A 16,508-nucleotide genomic window follows, 5' to 3' on the forward strand; every position below is an offset into this window, starting at 1 on the left:
ACGGGCGTCCCCCTGCCGCGCATCGCCGCCGCACACCGCCTCCACCTGCACGGACGCGGGCGCCACGGCCGGCTGCGCAGCCCCTTGAGTTCGGTCACCAAAGGACAACACCGTCATGGCTGCCACCTCGGAAACCCCCGCCGTCCCACCGCGGCGCAAAACCGGCCGTCACCGGGGCGAGGGTCAGTGGGCCGCAGGCCACTTCACCCCGCTCAACGGCAACGAACAGTTCAAGAAGGACGACGACGGTCTCAATGTGCGGACACGCATTGAGACGATCTACTCCAAGGCCGGCTTCGACGCGATCGACCCCAACGACCTCCGCGGCCGGATGCGCTGGTGGGGGCTCTACACCCAGCGCAAGCCCGGCATCGACGGCGGCAAGACCGCCGTCCTGGCTCCCGAGGAACTCGACGACCGCTACTTCATGCTGCGGGTGCGCATCGACGGCGGCCGCCTGACGACCCGCCAGCTGCGCGTGATCGGCGAGATCTCCGAGGAGTTCGCCCGCGGCACCGCCGACATCACCGACCGGCAGAACATCCAGTACCACTGGATCCGGATCGAGGACGTCCCCGAGATCTGGCGCCGTCTGGAGGCCGTGGGCCTGTCCACCACCGAGGCCTGCGGTGACACCCCGCGCGTGATCCTGGGCTCGCCGGTCGCCGGCATCGCCGAGGACGAGATCGTCGACGGCACCTGGGCCGTCGACGAGATCCAGCGCAGAATCGTCGGCAACCCCGCCTTCTCCAACCTGCCGCGGAAGTTCAAGTCCGCCGTCTCGGGCTCCCCGCTGCTGGACGTCGCCCACGAGATCAACGACATCGCCTTCGTCGGCGTCCGCCACCCCGACCTCGGGCCGGGCTTCGACGTGTGGGTGGGCGGCGGGCTGTCGACCAACCCCCGGATCGGGGTGCGCCTGGGCGCCTGGGTGCCGCTGGAGGACGTCCCGGACGTCTACGAGGGCGTCGTCTCGATCTTCCGCGACTACGGCTACCGGCGGCTGCGCAACCGCGCCCGCCTGAAGTTCCTCGTCGCCGACTGGGGCGCGGAGAAGTTCCGCCGGGTGCTGGAACAGGAGTACCTGCTGCGCCCGTTGGCCGACGGACCGCCGCCGGAGCAGCCCGTTGCCCGCTGGCGCGACCACGTCGGCGTGCACCGGCAGAAGGACGGCCTGCACTACGTGGGCTTCGCGCCGCGCGTCGGCCGCATCGACGGCCCCACCCTCACCAAGATCGCGGCGCTGGCGGAGGAGCACGGCTCGGGCCGGGTGCGGACCACCGCCGAGCAGAAGATGATCGTCCTCGACGTCCCGGCGGACCGGGTCGACTCGCTCGTGGCCGGGCTGGAGGCGCTCGACCTGCGCGTCTCCCCCTCCCCGTTCCGGCGCGGCACGATGGCCTGCACGGGCATCGAGTTCTGCAAGCTGGCGATCGTGGAGACCAAGGCCCGCGGCTCGGCGCTGATCGACGAACTGGAGCACCGGCTGCCCGAGTTCGACGAACCCCTCACGATCAACATCAACGGCTGCCCGAACGCCTGCGCACGCATCCAGGTGGCGGACATCGGTCTCAAGGGACAGCTGGTCCTGGACGACGAGGGCCGCCAGGTCGAGGGCTACCAGGTGCACCTGGGCGGAGCGCTCGGCCTGGAGGCCGGGTTCGGCCGCAAGGTGCGGGGCCTGAAGGTCACGTCCGAGGAACTGCCGGACTACGTGGAGCGCGTGCTGCGCCGCTACCTCGAACAGCGCACGGACGGCGAGCGGTTCGCCGCCTGGACGGCCCGGGCGAGCGAGGAGGACTTGTCGTGAGTGAGCGTGCAGCCCCATTCTTCTGCCCCTACTGCGGCGACGAGGACCTGCGCCCGCACGAGGCGGGCCACGGGGCCTGGGAGTGCGCTGCCTGCAACCGTGCCTTCCAGCTGAAGTTCCTCGGGCTCCTCGCCCGCGGACTCACCAAGGGGACGCCCGATGCCCGGACTTGAACAGCTGGCCCTGCAGGCCGGCCGCGAACTCGAGGACGCGTCCGCGCTGGAGATCCTCTCCTGGGCGGCCGACACCTTCGGCGAGCGCTTCTGCGTCACCTCCTCCATGGAGGACGCGGTCGTCGCCCACCTCGCGTCCCGCGCCCGGCCCGGCGTCGACGTCGTCTTCCTGGACACCGGCTACCACTTCCCCGAGACCGTCGGCACCCGGGACGCGGTCGCCGCCGTCATGGACGTCCGTCTCATCACGCTCGCCCCGCGCCGGAGCGTCGCCGAACAGGACGCCGAGCACGGGCCGCGCCTGCACGACCGCGACCCCGACCTGTGCTGCGCGCTGCGCAAGGTGAAGCCGCTGGAGGAGGGCCTGCGTGCGTACGACGCCTGGGCGACGGGCCTGCGCCGCGACGAGTCCCCGACCCGGGCACACACTCCGGTCGTCGGCTGGGACGCCCGGCGGGGCAAGGTGAAGGTCTCGCCGATCGCCCGGTGGACGCAGGACGACGTCGACACCTACGTCGCCGAACACGGCGTGCTCACCAACCCCCTTCTCCAGGACGGCTACGCATCAGTGGGATGCGCGCCCTGCACCCGCCGCGTGCGCGAGGGCGAGGACGTGCGCGCCGGACGCTGGGCCGGCCGCGCCAAGACGGAATGCGGACTGCACGAATGACAGAAGCGACAGAAGCGACAGAGACCACAGAGGCGACAGCAGGAGCCACGGTGTGGCTGACCGGCCTGCCGAGCGCGGGCAAGACGACGATCGCCCGCGCACTGGCCGACCTGCTGCACGCCGAAGGGCACCGGGTGGAGGTACTGGACGGCGACGAGATCCGCGAGTTCCTCTCCGCCGGGCTCGGTTTCTCGCGACAGGACCGTCACACGAACGTGCAACGGATCGGCTTCGTCGCTCAGTTGCTCGCCTCGCACGGCGTGACCGTCCTGGTGCCCGTCATCGCACCGTACGCGGACTCCCGCGAGGCGGTGCGCAAGCGCCACCAGGCGCACGGCACCGGCTATCTGGAGGTGCACGTGGCGACCCCGGTGGAGGTGTGCTCCGTGCGCGACGTGAAGGGCCTGTACGCGCGGCAGGCCGCGGGCGAGCTGTCCGGGCTGACGGGCGTGGACGACCCGTACGAGGCGCCGGCCGACCCGGACCTGCGGATCGAGACGCACGAGCAGAGCGTGGAGGAGTCGGCAGCGGCCCTGCACGTGCTGCTGAAGGAAAGGGGCCTGATATGACGGACAGCCCGACGGACAGCCCGTACGCGCTCACGCACCTGGACGCCCTGGAGTCCGAGGCGGTGCACATCTTCCGCGAGGTGGCGGGCGAGTTCGAGCGGCCGGTGATCCTGTTCTCCGGCGGCAAGGACTCGATCGTCATGCTGCACCTGGCGCTCAAGGCGTTCGCCCCCGCTCCCCTGCCGTTCGCCCTGCTGCACGTGGACACCGGGCACAACTTCCCCGAGGTGCTCGCCTACCGCGACCGCACGGTCGCCGAGCACGGCCTGCGGCTGCACGTGGCCTCGGTGCAGGAGTTCATCGACGCCGGCCGGCTGCGCGAGCGGCCGGACGGCACCCGCAACCCGCTGCAGACCGTGCCGCTGCTGGACGCCATCGCAGCGCACCGCTTCGACGCGGTGTTCGGCGGCGGGCGGCGGGACGAGGAGAAGGCGCGCGCCAAGGAGCGGGTGTTCAGCCTGCGCGACGAGTTCGGAGGCTGGGACCCGCGCCGCCAGCGCCCCGAGCTGTGGCAGCTGTACAACGGCCGCCACTCGCCCGGCGAGCACGTCCGCGTCTTCCCTCTGTCCAACTGGACCGAGCTGGACGTGTGGCAGTACATCGCCCGCGAGGGGATCGACCTGCCGTCGATCTACTACGCGCACGAGCGCGACGTCTTCCGCCGCAGCGGCATGTGGCTGGCCCCGGGCGGCTGGGGCGGCCCGAAGGACGGCGAGGAGCTGGAGAGACGCCTCGTCCGCTACCGGACGGTCGGCGACATGTCCTGCACCGGCGCGGTGGATTCCGACGCCGTGACCATCGAGGCCGTCATCGCGGAGATCGCCGCGTCCCGGCTCACCGAACGGGGTGCCACCCGGGCCGACGACAAGCTGTCGGAGGCCGCAATGGAGGACCGCAAGCGCGAGGGGTACTTCTAGCCATGTCCAGTACGACCATCGAGGCCGGCACGACCTCGCTGCTGCGGTTCGCCACCGCCGGATCCGTCGACGACGGCAAGTCCACCCTCGTCGGGCGGCTGCTGCACGACTCCAAGGCGGTGCTGGCCGACCAGTTGGAGGCCGTCGAGCACGCCTCCCGCAGCCGCGGCGCCGCCGCGCCCGACCTCGCCCTGCTCACCGACGGGCTGCGCGCGGAGCGCGAGCAGGGCATCACCATCGACGTCGCCTACCGCTACTTCGCCACCCCCCGCAGGCGGTTCGTGCTGGCCGACACGCCCGGCCACGTGCAGTACACCCGCAACATGGTCACCGGCGCCTCGACCGCCGAACTGGCCGTGGTGCTCGTCGACGCCCGCAACGGCGTCGTCGAGCAGACCCGGCGGCACGCCGCCGTCGCCGCCCTGCTGCGCGTGCCGCACGTGGTGCTGGCGGTCAACAAGATGGACCTCGTCGACTACGCGGAGCCCGTCTTCGCCGCGATCGCCGAGGAGTTCGGCCGCTACGCCTCCTCCCTCGGCGTGCCCGACGTGACCGCCATCCCCGTCTCCGCGCTCGCCGGCGACAACGTCGTGGAGCCGTCCGCCCACATGGACTGGTACGGCGGCCCGACCGTGCTGGAGCACCTGGAGACCGTGCCCGTCGTCGCCGACCCCAGCGGCGAACCGGCCCGGTTCCCCGTCCAGTACGTCATCCGCCCCCAGACGACCGAGCACCCCGACTACCGCGGCTACGCGGGCCAGATCGCCTCCGGCGTGCTGCGCGTCGGCGAGCCGGTGACCGTGCTGCCGTCCGGGCGGACGAGCACGGTCGCCGCGATCGACGCGCTCGGGCAGCCTGTCGACGTGGCCTGGGCGCCGCAGTCGGTGACGGTGCGGCTCGCCGACGACCTCGACGTCTCGCGCGGCGACCTCATCGCCCCCACTGCTGCCGCCCCGACGCCGACGCAGGACGTCGAGGCGACCGTCTGCCACGTCGCCGACCGGCCCCTGCGCCCCGGCGACCGGGTGCTCCTCAAGCACACCACCCGCACCGTGAAGGCCATCGTCAAGGCTGTCCCCTCGCGCCTCGCCCTGGACGACCTCTCCCAGCACGCCGACCCCGGCGGGCTGGCCGCCAACGACATCGGCCGGGTCGTACTGCGCACCGCGGAGCCTCTCGCGCTCGACGCCTACGCCGACTCCCGCCGCACGGGCTCGTTCCTGCTGATCGACCCGGCCGACGGGACGACGCTCACGGCGGGCATGGCGGGAACGTCTTTGGGGGGACGCCTTCGTGCCCCGTAAGGGGCGCGGGGAACTGCGCGATCGGCCACGACGCACCCGCAGCCGAGGTTCTCCCCCAGCCACCCCTGGGGGTACCCCCAGGGGCTCCGCCCCGGACCCCTGGGGTGGCGCGTCAACTGCGGGCCGTCGCGGGCTGGTCGCGCAGTTCCCCGCGCCCCTACGGGGCGCGGAAATCAGCCGGACGCACCCCAGCCCCGCCCCACCGAGAGGAACGACCCCGTGCCCGCAGCCGCCCGCCGCGCCCTCGCGGCCCTCGCCGCCCTGCCCCTGCTCACCCTGGCCCTCGGCGCCTGCGGTTACGGCTCGCAGAAACAGGCCGACGCCACGGCCACGGCATCGTCCGGCAGGAAACTGTCCGCGAACACCGTGCGCATCGGCTACTTCCCCAACATCACCCACGCCACGGCCCTGGTCGGCGACCAGGAGGGCCTGATCCAGAAGGAACTGGGCGGCACCCGGCTGAAGTCGACGACCTTCAACGCCGGCCCGTCCGAGATCGAGGCCCTCAACGCCGGATCCATCGACATCGGCTGGATCGGCCCCGCCCCCGCGATCAACGGCTACGTGAAGTCCAAGGGCCGCAGCCTGCGCATCGTCTCCGGCTCCGCGTCCGGCGGCGTCAAGCTCGTCGTCGACCCCAAGAAGATCACCACCCTGGACGACGTCAAGGGGAAACGGATCGCCACGCCGCAGAAGGGCAACACGCAGGACGTGGCGTTCCTCAACTGGATCGCGGAGAAGGGCTGGAAGGTCGACCCGCAGAGCGGCAAGGGCGACGTCTCCGTCGTCCGCCTGGACAACAAGGTGACACCGGACGCCTTCAAGTCCGGCTCGGTGGACGGCGCCTGGGTGCCCGAACCGACGGCCTCCAAGCTGGTCGCGGAGGGCGGCAAGGTGCTGCTCGACGAGAGCACGCTGTGGCCGGACCGGAAGTTCGTCATCACCAACGTGGTGGTGTCGCAGAAGTTCCTCGCCACGCACCCGGACGTCGTCGAGGCCGTGCTGCGCGGCTCGGTGAAGACCAACGCGTGGATCGCGGCCAACCCGCAGAAGGCGAAGGAGAGCGCGAACGCCGCGCTGAAGAAGCTCTCCGGCAGCGGACTGCCCGCCACGATCCTCGACCCGGCGTGGACGTCCCTCACGACCACCGACGACCCGCTGGCCACGACCCTGGACGCCGAGGCGTCCCACGCCGTCGCGGCCGGACTGCTGGACAGGCCGGACCTGACCGGCATCTACGACCTGAGGCTGTTGAACAAAGTCCTCGCCGGCGAGGGCAAACGGCCGGTCGGCGCCGCCGACCTCGGCAAGCAATAGGCCCTGCTCCCCTGGAGGTGGCCGGATGGCCCCGGCAACACTCACCACCGGCGCGGCCGTGGCCGTCCGGCTCGACCATGTCCACAAGAGCTTCGGACGGCCGGGCCCCGGCAGCCCCGCCGTGCCCGTCCTCGACGACATCACCCTCGACGTCCGCCGGGGCGAATTCGTCTGCCTGCTGGGCGCGTCCGGCTGCGGCAAGTCCACCCTGCTGAACCTGGTCGCGGGCCTGGACAGCCCGACGTCCGGCAGCATCGAGGTGCCCGGCGGCCGCCCGGCCCTGATGTTCCAGGACCACGCGCTCTTCCCGTGGCTGACCGCGGGCCGCAACATCGAGCTGGCGCTCCGGCTGCGCGGCGTGCCCCGGCCCGAACGCCGCACGGAGGCCGAGCGGCTGCTCGACCTCGTCCGCCTCGGCGGGGCGTACGACAAGCGGGTGCACGAGCTGTCGGGCGGCATGCGGCAGCGTGTCGCCCTCGCCCGGGCGCTCGCGCAGGACAGCCGCGTGCTGCTGATGGACGAACCGTTCGCCGCCCTCGACGCCATCACCCGCGACGTGCTGCACCACGAACTGGCCCGCATCTGGGCCGAGACGCAGCTGTCGGTGCTGTTCGTCACGCACAACGTGCGGGAGGCCGTGCGGCTGGGCGAGCGCGTCGTGCTGCTGTCCTCACGACCGGGCCGGGTGGCCCGCGAGTGGACGGTCGGCCTGCCGCAGCCGCGCCGCATCGAGGACCCGGCGGTGGCGGACCTGTCCGTCGAGATCACCGAAGAGCTGCGGGGGGAGATCCGCCGTCATGGCCGGAACTGACACGACGCGTACGACCACTTCCGAACTGGCCGTCCTGGAGGCCGGACTCGACGCGCTGGAGACCGTTCCCGTGCGGCGCACGCCGTGGCGGGAGATCCTGTGGCGGAAGGTGCTGCCGCCCGTCACGGCGGTGATCGTCGTCCTGGCCGTCTGGAAACTGCTGGTCCTGGCGCACGTCACCGACGACTACAAGCTGCCCGATCCCTCGGCCGTCTGGCACAGCCTGCGCCAACTCTGGCTGAACGGCACCCTGTTCGACATCATCTGGACCAGCGTCTCGCGCGGCCTGCTCGGCTTCCTCGCCGCACTCGCCATCGGCACCCCGCTCGGCCTGCTGGTCGCCCGGGTCCCGTTCGTCCGCGCCGCACTGGGCCCGGTCCTCTCGGGCCTCCAGTCCCTCCCCTCGGTCGCCTGGGTGCCGGCGGCCGTCATCTGGCTGGGGATCACGGACGCGGCGATGTACGCCGTGATCCTGCTGGGCGCGGTGCCGTCCATCGCCAACGGCCTGGTGTCGGGCATCGACCAGGTGCCCCCGCTCTACCTGCGGGCGGGCCGCACCCTGGGGGCGACCGGAGTGCTGGGCGCACGGTACGTCCTGCTCCCGGCGGCCCTGCCGGGCTACCTGGCCGGCCTGAAGCAGGGCTGGGCGTTCTCGTGGCGATCACTCATGGCGGCGGAACTCATCGCCTCCTCCCCCGACTTGGGCCTGGGCCTGGGCCAGTACCTGGAGAACGCACGAACGGATTCGGACATGCCGGGGGTGCTGCTCGGCATCATCCTCATCCTGTTCGTCGGGATCGCCATCGACCTGGCCGTCTTCAGCCCGCTGGAACGGCGCGTGCTGCGCACCCGGGGCCTGGCGGCGGGCCGGTGAGAGCACCCCTCGTCCTGGTCGCCCACGGCAGCCGCGACCCGCGCCACGCGGCGACGGTGGCGCAGCTGCGGGCACGGGTGGCGGAGCAACGGCCGGGACTGCGCGTGGAGGTGGCCTTCCTGGACTTCAACGCACCGGGCGTGGGGCAGGTCCTGGAACGGCTGGCCGCGGAGGGCGTGCGGGAGGCCGTGGCGCAGCCGCTGCTGCTGACGCGGGCCTTCCACGCCAAGGCGGACGTGCCGGCGGCCCTGCGCCGGGCGGCGTCCCGCCTGCCGGGGCTCTCCCTGGTCCAGGCCGATGTCCTGGGCCCGTCGCCCCTGTTGACGACCGCGCTGGAACGGCGGCTGCACGAGGCCGGGGTACGCCCCGGCGACCGGCGCTCGACCGGGGTCGTCCTGGCCTCGGCGGGCTCCTCGGACCCGGAGGCGATCGCGGTGATCGCAGCAATCGCGCGGGAGTGGCGGCACACCGGCTGGTGCGCCGTGCGGCCCGCGTTCGCCTCCGCCTGTGCACCGCGCACGGAGGACGCGGTGCGCGCACTGCGGGCGGCGGGTGCCGAACACGTCGTGGTGGCCCCGTACGTCCTCGCACCGGGCCGCCTGCCGGACCGCATCGCGACGGGCGCGGCGGCGGCCGGGGCGGACGTGGTGGCGGACGTACTGGGTCCGGCACCGGAGGTGGTGGATTTGCTGCTGCGACGGTTCGACGAGGCGACGGCGATGGCAGGATCACCCGCCCTCGAATTGGCTCAATAGGCCCTCTCGCCACTGCTCCCCCGAGCCCATTAGCGTCACGCGGCGCGGGGGGTCGCATTGGTCAGTGATCAGATTGGTCAGAGAGGCTCACTGAGTTGTTCTACTTCCTCTTCAGGGCCGTGGTGCTCGTCCCGTTCCTGCGCTGGTTCTTCCGTCCGCGGGTCGAGGGCCTGGAGCACGTGCCGGACACCGGCTCGGCGATCATCGCGGGAAACCACCTGTCGTTCTGCGACAGCTTCCTGATGCCGGTGATGGTGAAGCGCCGGGTCACGTTCCTGTGCAAGAGCGAGTACTTCACCGGCCGCGGCCTCAAGGGCCGCCTCACGGCAGCCTTCTTCCGCGGCGTCGGCCAGATCCCCGTGGACCGCTCGGGCAACGGCGCGGGCCGCGCCGCGGTCGAGACGGGCCTCAAAGTGCTGGACGGCGGAGAGCTCCTCGGCATCTACCCCGAAGGGACTCGATCGCCCGACGGCCGCCTCTACAAGGGCAAGGTGGGCGTGGCCGAGATGGCCATTCGGTCGGGCGCACCGGTCATACCGTGCGCCATGATCGGCACCTTCGAGGCCCAGCCGATCGGCCGCCGCCTGCCGCGCCTGGTCCCGATCACCATCCGCTTCGGGGAGCCGCTGGACTTCTCCCGCTACGCGGGGATGGAGGAGTCGCGCGAGGTGCTGCGGGCGGCGACGGACGAGATCATGTACGCGCTGCTGAAGCTGTCGGAGCAGGAGTACGTGGACGAGTACGGCTCGCGGGCGAAGGCGAGGGCGGCCACGCCGCCGCAATTGGCGGTGCGCGCTCAGGCCGCCTGACCCCTGCAGGCCGTTCGTGGCTGGTCGCGCAGTTCCCGCGCCCCTTACGGGGCGCGGCTCAGCAGGCGCAGGTGATGGAGCCGATCGGTGCCGTCAGCGGGTCGGCCGGCTGCTGCACGACGCCGGCCGCGCCCTCGACGGGGAAGCCCTCACGGATCCAGTACTCGATCCCGCCGATCATCTCCTTGACCTGGTAGCCGAGCTGGGCGAAGGCGAGCGCCGCACGGGTCGCACCGTTGCAGCCGGGCCCCCAGCAGTAGGTGACGACCGGCACCGCGGGATCCGGCAACTGGGCGGCGCGGTACGGGATCTCGGCCGTGGGAAGGTGCACCGCACCCTGCACGTGCCCCTGCGCCCAGGCTTCCGCACCGCGGGAGTCGACGAGCACAAAACCCGGGTCGTCGGAGGCCAGGGCGGCACGGACGTCGGAGACGTCCATCTGGAAGGCGAGGCGGGCGGCGAAGAAGGCAACTGCGTGCTGCGGTGTGGTCATGCCCGAACGCTATGGCCCCGGCCTGTTCGGCTGAACCCGCGATCAACGCCCCTGCCCGCTTTCCGCCGTGAAATCCGTGGTATCAATCGGCGATGGCCGACGATTCCCTTGACACCACCGACATACGCATCCTCGAAGCCCTCCAGCGCAACGGGCGCGCCAGCTATGCCGAGCTGGCCCGCGCCGTCTCCATGTCCCCGAGCGCCGTCACGGAACGCGTCCGGCGGCTGGAGGAGAGCGGCGTCATCTCCGGCTACTCCGCCGTCGTGCGGCCCGAGGCCCTGGGCCTCGGCATCCTGGCCTTCATCCGCCTCCGCTATCCCACCGGCAACTACAAGCCGTTCCACGACCTGCTGGACACCACTCCCGAGATCGTGGAGGCCCACCACGTCACGGGCGAGGACTGCTTCGTCCTCAAGGTCGTCGCCCGCTCGATGCGCGACCTGGAGCGGACGGCGGGCCGCATCGCCACGTTGGGCTCCGTGACGACGAGCGTCGTCTATTCGAGCCCGCTGCCGAGCCGCGCGGCGACGGCGGTCATGACCGCAGCAGACTCTGGGCCAGGGCCAGCACGGCAGTGACGACCGTGAGCGCGGCACCGAAGGCGGCGCCGGCACGGGTCGCGGCGGCGGGGCGGCTGGCGCCGTCCATGCGGGCGAGGAGGGCGGCGACGGCGCCGATGGCGGCGGCGAGGATGAGGACGACGGCGAGGGCGGTGAGGGTGACGGCCAGCTGTGTGTGAGTCATGGGAGCAAGTTCGCCGGTTTCGCGTTCGCCGACGTTCGGGCGTACGAAGATGAACAGATGCGGGCTTCGGATCCGGACGCGCTGAAGGAACTGGCGGCTCGGCTAAGGCTGTCCCAAATGGAGAGACGGTTCACGGTGGAGGCGTTGCAGCGCCGGGCCGGGCTGGGACACACGACGGTCAGCCAGGCGCTGAACGGGCGGAAGATGCCGAGCGAGGCGACGGTGATCGCCTTGGCCAGGGCGCTGGGCGTGGATGCCGGGGAGCTGCTGGCGCTGCGGGCGCGGGGTGCCGGTCCGCGTCTGTCGACCGAAGACGTCGCTTTTGAACAGCGCTACCGGGACTACATCGTCGAGCGCCACAGCGGCCTGACCATCGTCGGACTGGATCTCAGCCGGCCGGAGTCGGCGTGCTGGCCGCTGGACACGGCTTACTTGAGCCTTGAGCTGGCAAGCGAAGCCGAACGGGGCCTCCCCGCTCCCGCCACGACCGTGGAACGTGCGGAGCAGGCACTTGCCGGGCGTCGGCGCGTACTCATCCGCGGGCAGGCGGGGAGCGGCAAGACGACGTTGCTGCAATGGCTGGCGGTCACCTCGGGGCCGGACCTCGTCCCGTTCGTCCTCCCTCTGCGCACCCTGGTCCGCCACGGTGGTGCACTGCCGATTCCGCAGTATTTCCTGGCGGCCACGGGATGCGCGCTCGCGAGTATGCAGCCGAAGGGCTGGGAGGATCGACTGCTTTCGGCCGGACGCGGCCTGCTGCTCGTCGACGGGCTCGACGAAGTACCGAAACAGCAGCGCGAGCACACCAGAGCGTGGCTGTGGGAGCTCATTGCCGCGTACCCGCAAGCACGGTTCCTCGTCACGACGAGACCTTCCGCTGTTCCGGAACGGTGGCTTTCCGGCCAGGAGTTCACGGAATGCACCGTCAGGCCCATGAGCAGACGCGACGTCCTGGTGTTCGTCCAGCGTTGGCACCGGGCGGCGGGGGCCTCGATGGAACTGGAGGAGAGCCTCAAGGACGTGGTGCGCGGGCAGCGCGACCTGAGCCAGTTGGCGACGACACCGCTGATGTGCGCTCTCGTATGCGCTCTCCATCGTGACCGGCGGGGCCATCTGCCGCGGGGGCGGATGGAGTTGTATGAGGCAGCACTGTCGATGCTGCTGATCCGCCGGGACGACGAGCGTGAGGTCAAAGCTCCGGAGGGTATCGCCCTCGACCGCCATCAGGCCGTTCAGCTTCTTCAACGCCTTGCCTATTGGCTCATCCGCAACGGGCAGGCGGAGATGGAGGAGGAGACTGCTCTCTCTGTCATCGAGGACGCGCTGCCGGCCATGCCGACGGTGGCAGCGCAGGGGGATGCACAGCAGGTCCTCGGCCATCTGGTCTCCCGCAGCGGCCTGCTGCGGCGGCCTTCGGCGGACACCATCGACTTCATCCATCGCACATTCCAGGACTACTTGGGAGCCAAGGCGGCCGTCGAGTCCCGTGATCTCGGTCTGCTGGTGCGCAACGCCCACGACGAGCAGTGGGAGGACGTGCTGCGCATGGCGGTCGCACACGCCCGGCCCGCGGAGCGGGGGACGCTGTTGCGCCGACTCGTGGCGCGGGGTGACCGTACGTCCAAGCACCGCACGCGGCTGCATCTGGTGGCCATGGCCTGCCTGGAGCAGGCGACGGAACTGGATCCGGAGGTGCGGGCCACGGTTGAGGAGCGGACGGCGGCCATGCTCCCGCCGCGGACGTACGACGAAGCCACTCGTCTGGCCTCGGTGGGCCCGGTGATCCTCGACCTGCTGCCGGGGCCGGAAGGCCTGCTCAAGGACGAACTCGTACCCGTCATCAGCATCGCCACCGAGCTCGGCGGCGATGCCGCGATGACGTTCCTCAAGCGGTTTCGGACATGCGACGATCCCGACGTTCAAAGCGTGCTGGCCCTGGAGTGGCGGGCCTTCGACACCCACGACTACACGCAGGACATCATTCGCCACCTCTCACCCGGCACCCGGATCGCCGTCAGAAACCGGGCCGAGTTGGAGACAATCCCCTCCCTTCCACAGCAGTCCGACTTCTATTTCAGCGGCAATTTCTCGGAGGAAGAACTGCTGTCGGTACTGAACCAGCATGAGCTGCGGGGGCTCGACATCTGCAACAACACAGCACTGCTCGACCTTGATTTCGTGGGCATGTTCGGCGAGCTCCGCAGGATCGGCCTGTCAGGCCTGCCTCACGTCCTGACCCTTTCCCCGCTCCGCGGGCTGCCACTGACCGATCTTGCCCTTACCCTGACTCAGCCCATGGAACTGGAGATGCTCGACGCGCTGCCGACTCTTGAACGCGCCAATATCGACGCACCGTTGACCTACCGCTCCATGGCTTCGCTGCTTCGGTTACCCGGTCTTCGCGAACTCCACCTCTGGCAGAAATCGTTCACAACGACCACGCTCAGCGGTATTTCATCCGCCGCACGGCTCGAACTCCTCAGCTTCCCGGCATCGGATGTCCCCGAAGCTTCTCGTGGCGAACTCGCCGAGATGCCCGCATTGGTCCGTCTGCAGATCCACAACCAGTACGTGCGGCTTCTCGCAGACAGCCCGCCCCTGCCTCACGTGAGTCATCTTGTCCTCAACGCGCCGCTCGAACATTTCGATCTCACGCCCGTGAAGACCACGTTCCCCGGCCTCCGCTGCCTCACACTCATAGCGAGAGCGCCGGACAACACAGTCAACCTGACCAGCCTCGCGGACGTCGACGGGCTGAGGGTCAAAGTCGTCAACGCAGGATTACTCCTCGGCCTCGACCGCTTCCCCCCGAACGCCGTCACCCTCACCCCCCGCCCCCGCACCCAGCGCCCCGCAAGGGGCGCGGGGAACTGCGCGACCAGCCCCCACCGGCCCGCAGGCGACACGGGGCGCCGTTACGCGCACAGCGCGAGCGACCGCCGCACCCCGTGGGGGTGAGGTACGACGGCCGCCGACAGCGGACCGTACCAGGGGTCACCCCCTGAGCCGAAGTTCCGCCTCGATCAGGTCGGCCGCCCGCTGCGTACCCCCCTCCGCCGCGAGCTCCGCCTCCAGCTCGGCGCAACGCGCCGCGACCCCCGGGTCGCCCGCAAGGGACAGCACCGCCTCCCGCAGCACCTCGGCGGTGGCCGACTCGTTCGGCACGTGCCGTGCCACTCCCAGCTCCTCCAGGATCGCCGCGTTGCCGAACTGGTCGACCGCCTGCGGTACCGCCACCATCGGGACCCCGCACGCGAGACCCTCCTGGGAGCCGCCCATGCCGGCGTGGGTCACGAAGACGTCGGCCTGACGCAGGACGGCCAGCTGCGGTATCCAGTGGTGGACCTCGAAGTTCTGCGGGATGTCGCCCAGTTGGGCAACCTCCACCTGCTTGCCGATCTGCAGCACCACGTGCCACCCGGCCAGGTCGCCGAAGGCCTTGATGCACTCGCGGTAGAACTCCGGCCGCTTGTTGAACGTGGACCCCAGCGACACCAGCAGCACCTTCTCGGCGTCCGCCGGGCGCTCCCAGTCGCCCTGTTCGCTGCGGTCACCCTGGCACGGGCCCGTGAAGGTGTAGACGCTCTCGTCGACCAGGTCGGCGTGCGGCTGCATCGCCCGCGGGATCAGGGCGAGACAGCGGTCGGGGTGACCGACGAAACGGTCGTGGTCGATGGTGACGCCGTTGCCGGCGAGCCACTCGGCGAAGCGGTCGTAGTAGGCGCGGCCGCGCTCGCTCCGCTTGATCTCCTCGAACTGCTGGGCAGCGGGGCCGTCTTCGATGCCCTGCCAGGCCACCATGTGCGGCGCCAGCTGGACGATGGGAACGCCCCAGCCGTGGGCGAGGACCCGTGCCGGGTAGGAGGTGCTGTCGGCCAGCACCAGGTCCGGCGCGTCGCCCTCGTACGCCTCCGCGAGCTGCGGAAGCACCTGGACCGCGTCGTCGAAGAACAGCTCCATGTAGTCGAGCTGCCCGGATCCCCAGGCATCCGGGTCGCCCGCGTCCGGGAGCGTCGAGCGGTAGATCACCGGCTCGGCGCCGGTCGCGGCGACGATCTCCGCGAAGGACTCGGGTATGGCGTACGTCACCCGGTGGCCGCGGGCGACGAGTTCGCGGATGACGTCCAGGTTCGGGTTCACATGGCCGTGGGCCGCAATGCTGAACATGGCAAGGTGGGTTCGGTGTTTGCGCATGACCGCAGACTAGGCGAGACGCACCGTCTCGCGTCCACTGATTTTCCGGTACCCGATGCGATCCGGCCATCGGCCCCGGGGGACACTGGCAGGGTTCGGGCCGGCAGGCCGACGGAGAGCGAAGGCGAAGGTACGGACGTGGCATTCACCGAACACCGGGCGCGCGCCCTGCTCGCCGCCTCCGGGGCACCCCTCCCCGCCTCCGCCACCACGCTTCTCTCCCTCGGCGAGAACGCCGTCTTCGCCACCGACGGCCTCGTCGCCAAGGTCGGCCGCGACGCCTCGCTCCTCCCCCGCGCCGAGCGCGAACTCCGCATCGCCGCCTGGCTCCAGGAGCACGACGTCCCGGCCGTCCGTGCCGCCGAGCCCGACGTCCTCATGGCCGACGGCCACCCGGTGACCCTCTGGCACCGTCTCCCCGACGCCGCCCGCCCCGCCGGGCCCGCCGACCTCGCCCCCCTCCTCCGCAAGGTGCACTCCCTCCCCGAACCCGACTTCGGGCTCCCGCACCGCGACCTGCTCGGCGGCGTCGAACGCTGGCTGCGGCTGGCCGGGGACGCGATCGACCCGCGCGACGCCGACTACCTCCGCGAGCGGCGCGACGGCTTCGCCTCCGCGGCCGCCGCCCTCACCCCGCACCTGTCCCCCGGGCCGATCCACGGCGACGCGCTCCCCCGCAACGTGCACATCGGCCCCGACGGTCCCGTCCTGCTGGACCTGGAGACCTTCGCCACGGACTTCCGGGAGCACGACCTGGTCGTCATGGCGCTCAGCCGCGACCGGTACGGGCTGGACCCGGCGGCCTACGAGGCGTTCGTGCACGCGTACGGCTGGGACGTCCGCGAATGGGCGGGCTGCGCCGTCCTGCGCGGCGCCCGCGAGACGGCGAGCTGCGCCTGGGTGGCCCAGCACGCCCCCGCCAATCCGGCTGCCCTCGCGGAGTTCGAGCGCCGCGTCGCCTCGCTGCGCGACGGGGACCCGGCAGTGCGCTGGTACCCGTTCTAGGCAGTTCGACAACTGCAGGCCGTCCGTGGCTGGTCGCGCAGTTCCCCGCGCCCCTGACGG

Annotated in this window: 17 protein-coding genes; 14 read left to right on the forward strand and 3 right to left on the reverse strand. The window is 71.2% G+C overall.

Features of this window, described 5'->3' with window-relative positions:
* Nucleotides 1–115 precede the first annotated feature (115 nt).
* The 11 genes from ACMATS_RS09615 to ACMATS_RS09665 all read left to right on the forward strand — a co-directional run bounded on the left by ACMATS_RS09615 (nucleotide 116) and on the right by ACMATS_RS09665 (nucleotide 10,009).
* Entirely contained in the window at nucleotides 116–1,810 is a 1,695-nt protein-coding gene (locus tag ACMATS_RS09615; protein ID WP_391151091.1) for a nitrite/sulfite reductase, read from the forward strand.
* On the forward strand, nucleotides 1,807–1,983 hold the full coding sequence (locus ACMATS_RS09620; protein WP_414167670.1) for a hypothetical protein: 177 nt from the start codon (nucleotides 1,807–1,809) through the stop codon (nucleotides 1,981–1,983). Before ACMATS_RS09615 ends, ACMATS_RS09620 begins: the two co-directional genes overlap by 4 nt.
* A complete protein-coding gene (locus ACMATS_RS09625; RefSeq protein WP_414167671.1) occupies nucleotides 1,970–2,653 on the forward strand; it encodes a phosphoadenylyl-sulfate reductase in 684 nt (227 codons plus the stop codon). Before ACMATS_RS09620 ends, ACMATS_RS09625 begins: the two co-directional genes overlap by 14 nt.
* The gene (gene cysC / locus ACMATS_RS09630; RefSeq protein ID WP_390778218.1) at nucleotides 2,635–3,222 is read left to right on the forward strand and encodes an adenylyl-sulfate kinase; all 588 of its coding nucleotides are present in this window, start codon (nucleotides 2,635–2,637) and stop codon (nucleotides 3,220–3,222) included. The genes ACMATS_RS09625 and cysC overlap by 19 nt, the downstream gene beginning before the upstream one ends.
* On the forward strand, nucleotides 3,219–4,139 hold the full coding sequence (cysD, locus tag ACMATS_RS09635) for a sulfate adenylyltransferase subunit CysD (protein ID WP_414167672.1): 921 nt from the start codon (nucleotides 3,219–3,221) through the stop codon (nucleotides 4,137–4,139). Before cysC ends, cysD begins: the two co-directional genes overlap by 4 nt.
* A 2-nt stretch (nucleotides 4,140–4,141) precedes the next feature.
* The gene (locus ACMATS_RS09640; RefSeq protein WP_414167673.1) at nucleotides 4,142–5,443 is read left to right on the forward strand and encodes a sulfate adenylyltransferase subunit 1; all 1,302 of its coding nucleotides are present in this window, start codon (nucleotides 4,142–4,144) and stop codon (nucleotides 5,441–5,443) included.
* A gap of 219 nt (nucleotides 5,444–5,662) precedes the next feature.
* The gene (locus ACMATS_RS09645) at nucleotides 5,663–6,760 is read left to right on the forward strand and encodes an aliphatic sulfonate ABC transporter substrate-binding protein (protein ID WP_414167674.1); all 1,098 of its coding nucleotides are present in this window, start codon (nucleotides 5,663–5,665) and stop codon (nucleotides 6,758–6,760) included.
* Between the two features lie 25 nt (nucleotides 6,761–6,785).
* Nucleotides 6,786–7,571 (forward strand): ABC transporter ATP-binding protein, encoded by a 786-nt coding sequence (locus tag ACMATS_RS09650; protein ID WP_414167675.1) that lies wholly within the window; start codon nucleotides 6,786–6,788, stop codon nucleotides 7,569–7,571.
* Nucleotides 7,558–8,445, forward strand: a complete 888-nt coding sequence (locus ACMATS_RS09655; RefSeq protein ID WP_414167676.1) for an ABC transporter permease — start codon at nucleotides 7,558–7,560, stop codon at nucleotides 8,443–8,445. The genes ACMATS_RS09650 and ACMATS_RS09655 overlap by 14 nt, the downstream gene beginning before the upstream one ends.
* Nucleotides 8,442–9,200 carry a sirohydrochlorin chelatase gene (locus tag ACMATS_RS09660; RefSeq protein ID WP_414167677.1) on the forward strand — a complete coding sequence of 253 codons (759 nt, stop codon included), beginning with the start codon at nucleotides 8,442–8,444 and terminating at the stop codon, nucleotides 9,198–9,200. The genes ACMATS_RS09655 and ACMATS_RS09660 overlap by 4 nt, the downstream gene beginning before the upstream one ends.
* Before the next feature lie 95 nt (nucleotides 9,201–9,295).
* Nucleotides 9,296–10,009 carry a lysophospholipid acyltransferase family protein gene (locus ACMATS_RS09665; protein ID WP_390778225.1) on the forward strand — a complete coding sequence of 238 codons (714 nt, stop codon included), beginning with the start codon at nucleotides 9,296–9,298 and terminating at the stop codon, nucleotides 10,007–10,009.
* A gap of 58 nt (nucleotides 10,010–10,067) precedes the next feature.
* Here ACMATS_RS09665 and ACMATS_RS09670 read toward each other — a convergent pair whose 3' ends face one another.
* The gene (locus tag ACMATS_RS09670; RefSeq protein ID WP_414167678.1) at nucleotides 10,068–10,502 is read right to left on the reverse strand and encodes a rhodanese-like domain-containing protein; all 435 of its coding nucleotides are present in this window, start codon (nucleotides 10,500–10,502) and stop codon (nucleotides 10,068–10,070) included.
* Between the two features lie 92 nt (nucleotides 10,503–10,594).
* Between ACMATS_RS09670 and ACMATS_RS09675 the strand changes: the two genes are divergently transcribed.
* On the forward strand, nucleotides 10,595–11,083 hold the full coding sequence (locus tag ACMATS_RS09675) for an Lrp/AsnC family transcriptional regulator (RefSeq protein ID WP_390778227.1): 489 nt from the start codon (nucleotides 10,595–10,597) through the stop codon (nucleotides 11,081–11,083).
* Here ACMATS_RS09675 and ACMATS_RS09680 read toward each other — a convergent pair.
* Nucleotides 11,040–11,249, reverse strand: a complete 210-nt coding sequence (locus tag ACMATS_RS09680; protein WP_390778228.1) for a hypothetical protein — start codon at nucleotides 11,247–11,249, stop codon at nucleotides 11,040–11,042. The two genes, ACMATS_RS09675 and ACMATS_RS09680, sit on opposite strands and share 44 nt — an antisense overlap.
* Here ACMATS_RS09680 and ACMATS_RS09685 point away from each other — a divergent pair.
* Nucleotides 11,241–14,207 (forward strand): NACHT domain-containing protein, encoded by a 2,967-nt coding sequence (locus tag ACMATS_RS09685; protein ID WP_414167679.1) that lies wholly within the window; start codon nucleotides 11,241–11,243, stop codon nucleotides 14,205–14,207. The genes ACMATS_RS09680 and ACMATS_RS09685 overlap by 9 nt on opposite strands.
* Nucleotides 14,208–14,243: 36 nt before the next feature.
* Here the strand turns inward: ACMATS_RS09685 and ACMATS_RS09690 are convergent, their stop codons facing one another.
* Nucleotides 14,244–15,443, reverse strand: coding sequence for a macrolide family glycosyltransferase (locus ACMATS_RS09690; RefSeq protein ID WP_414167680.1), 1,200 nt, complete (start codon nucleotides 15,441–15,443; stop codon nucleotides 14,244–14,246).
* A gap of 138 nt (nucleotides 15,444–15,581) precedes the next feature.
* On the opposite strand from ACMATS_RS09690, the gene ACMATS_RS09695 reads away from it, so the two are divergent.
* Nucleotides 15,582–16,448 (forward strand): phosphotransferase enzyme family protein, encoded by an 867-nt coding sequence (locus tag ACMATS_RS09695; RefSeq protein ID WP_414167681.1) that lies wholly within the window; start codon nucleotides 15,582–15,584, stop codon nucleotides 16,446–16,448.
* The last annotated feature ends 60 nt before the right edge of the window (nucleotides 16,449–16,508 follow it).

Source organism: Streptoverticillium reticulum, assembly GCF_047456005.1.
Classification (GTDB): domain Bacteria; phylum Actinomycetota; class Actinomycetes; order Streptomycetales; family Streptomycetaceae; genus Streptomyces; species Streptomyces reticulum.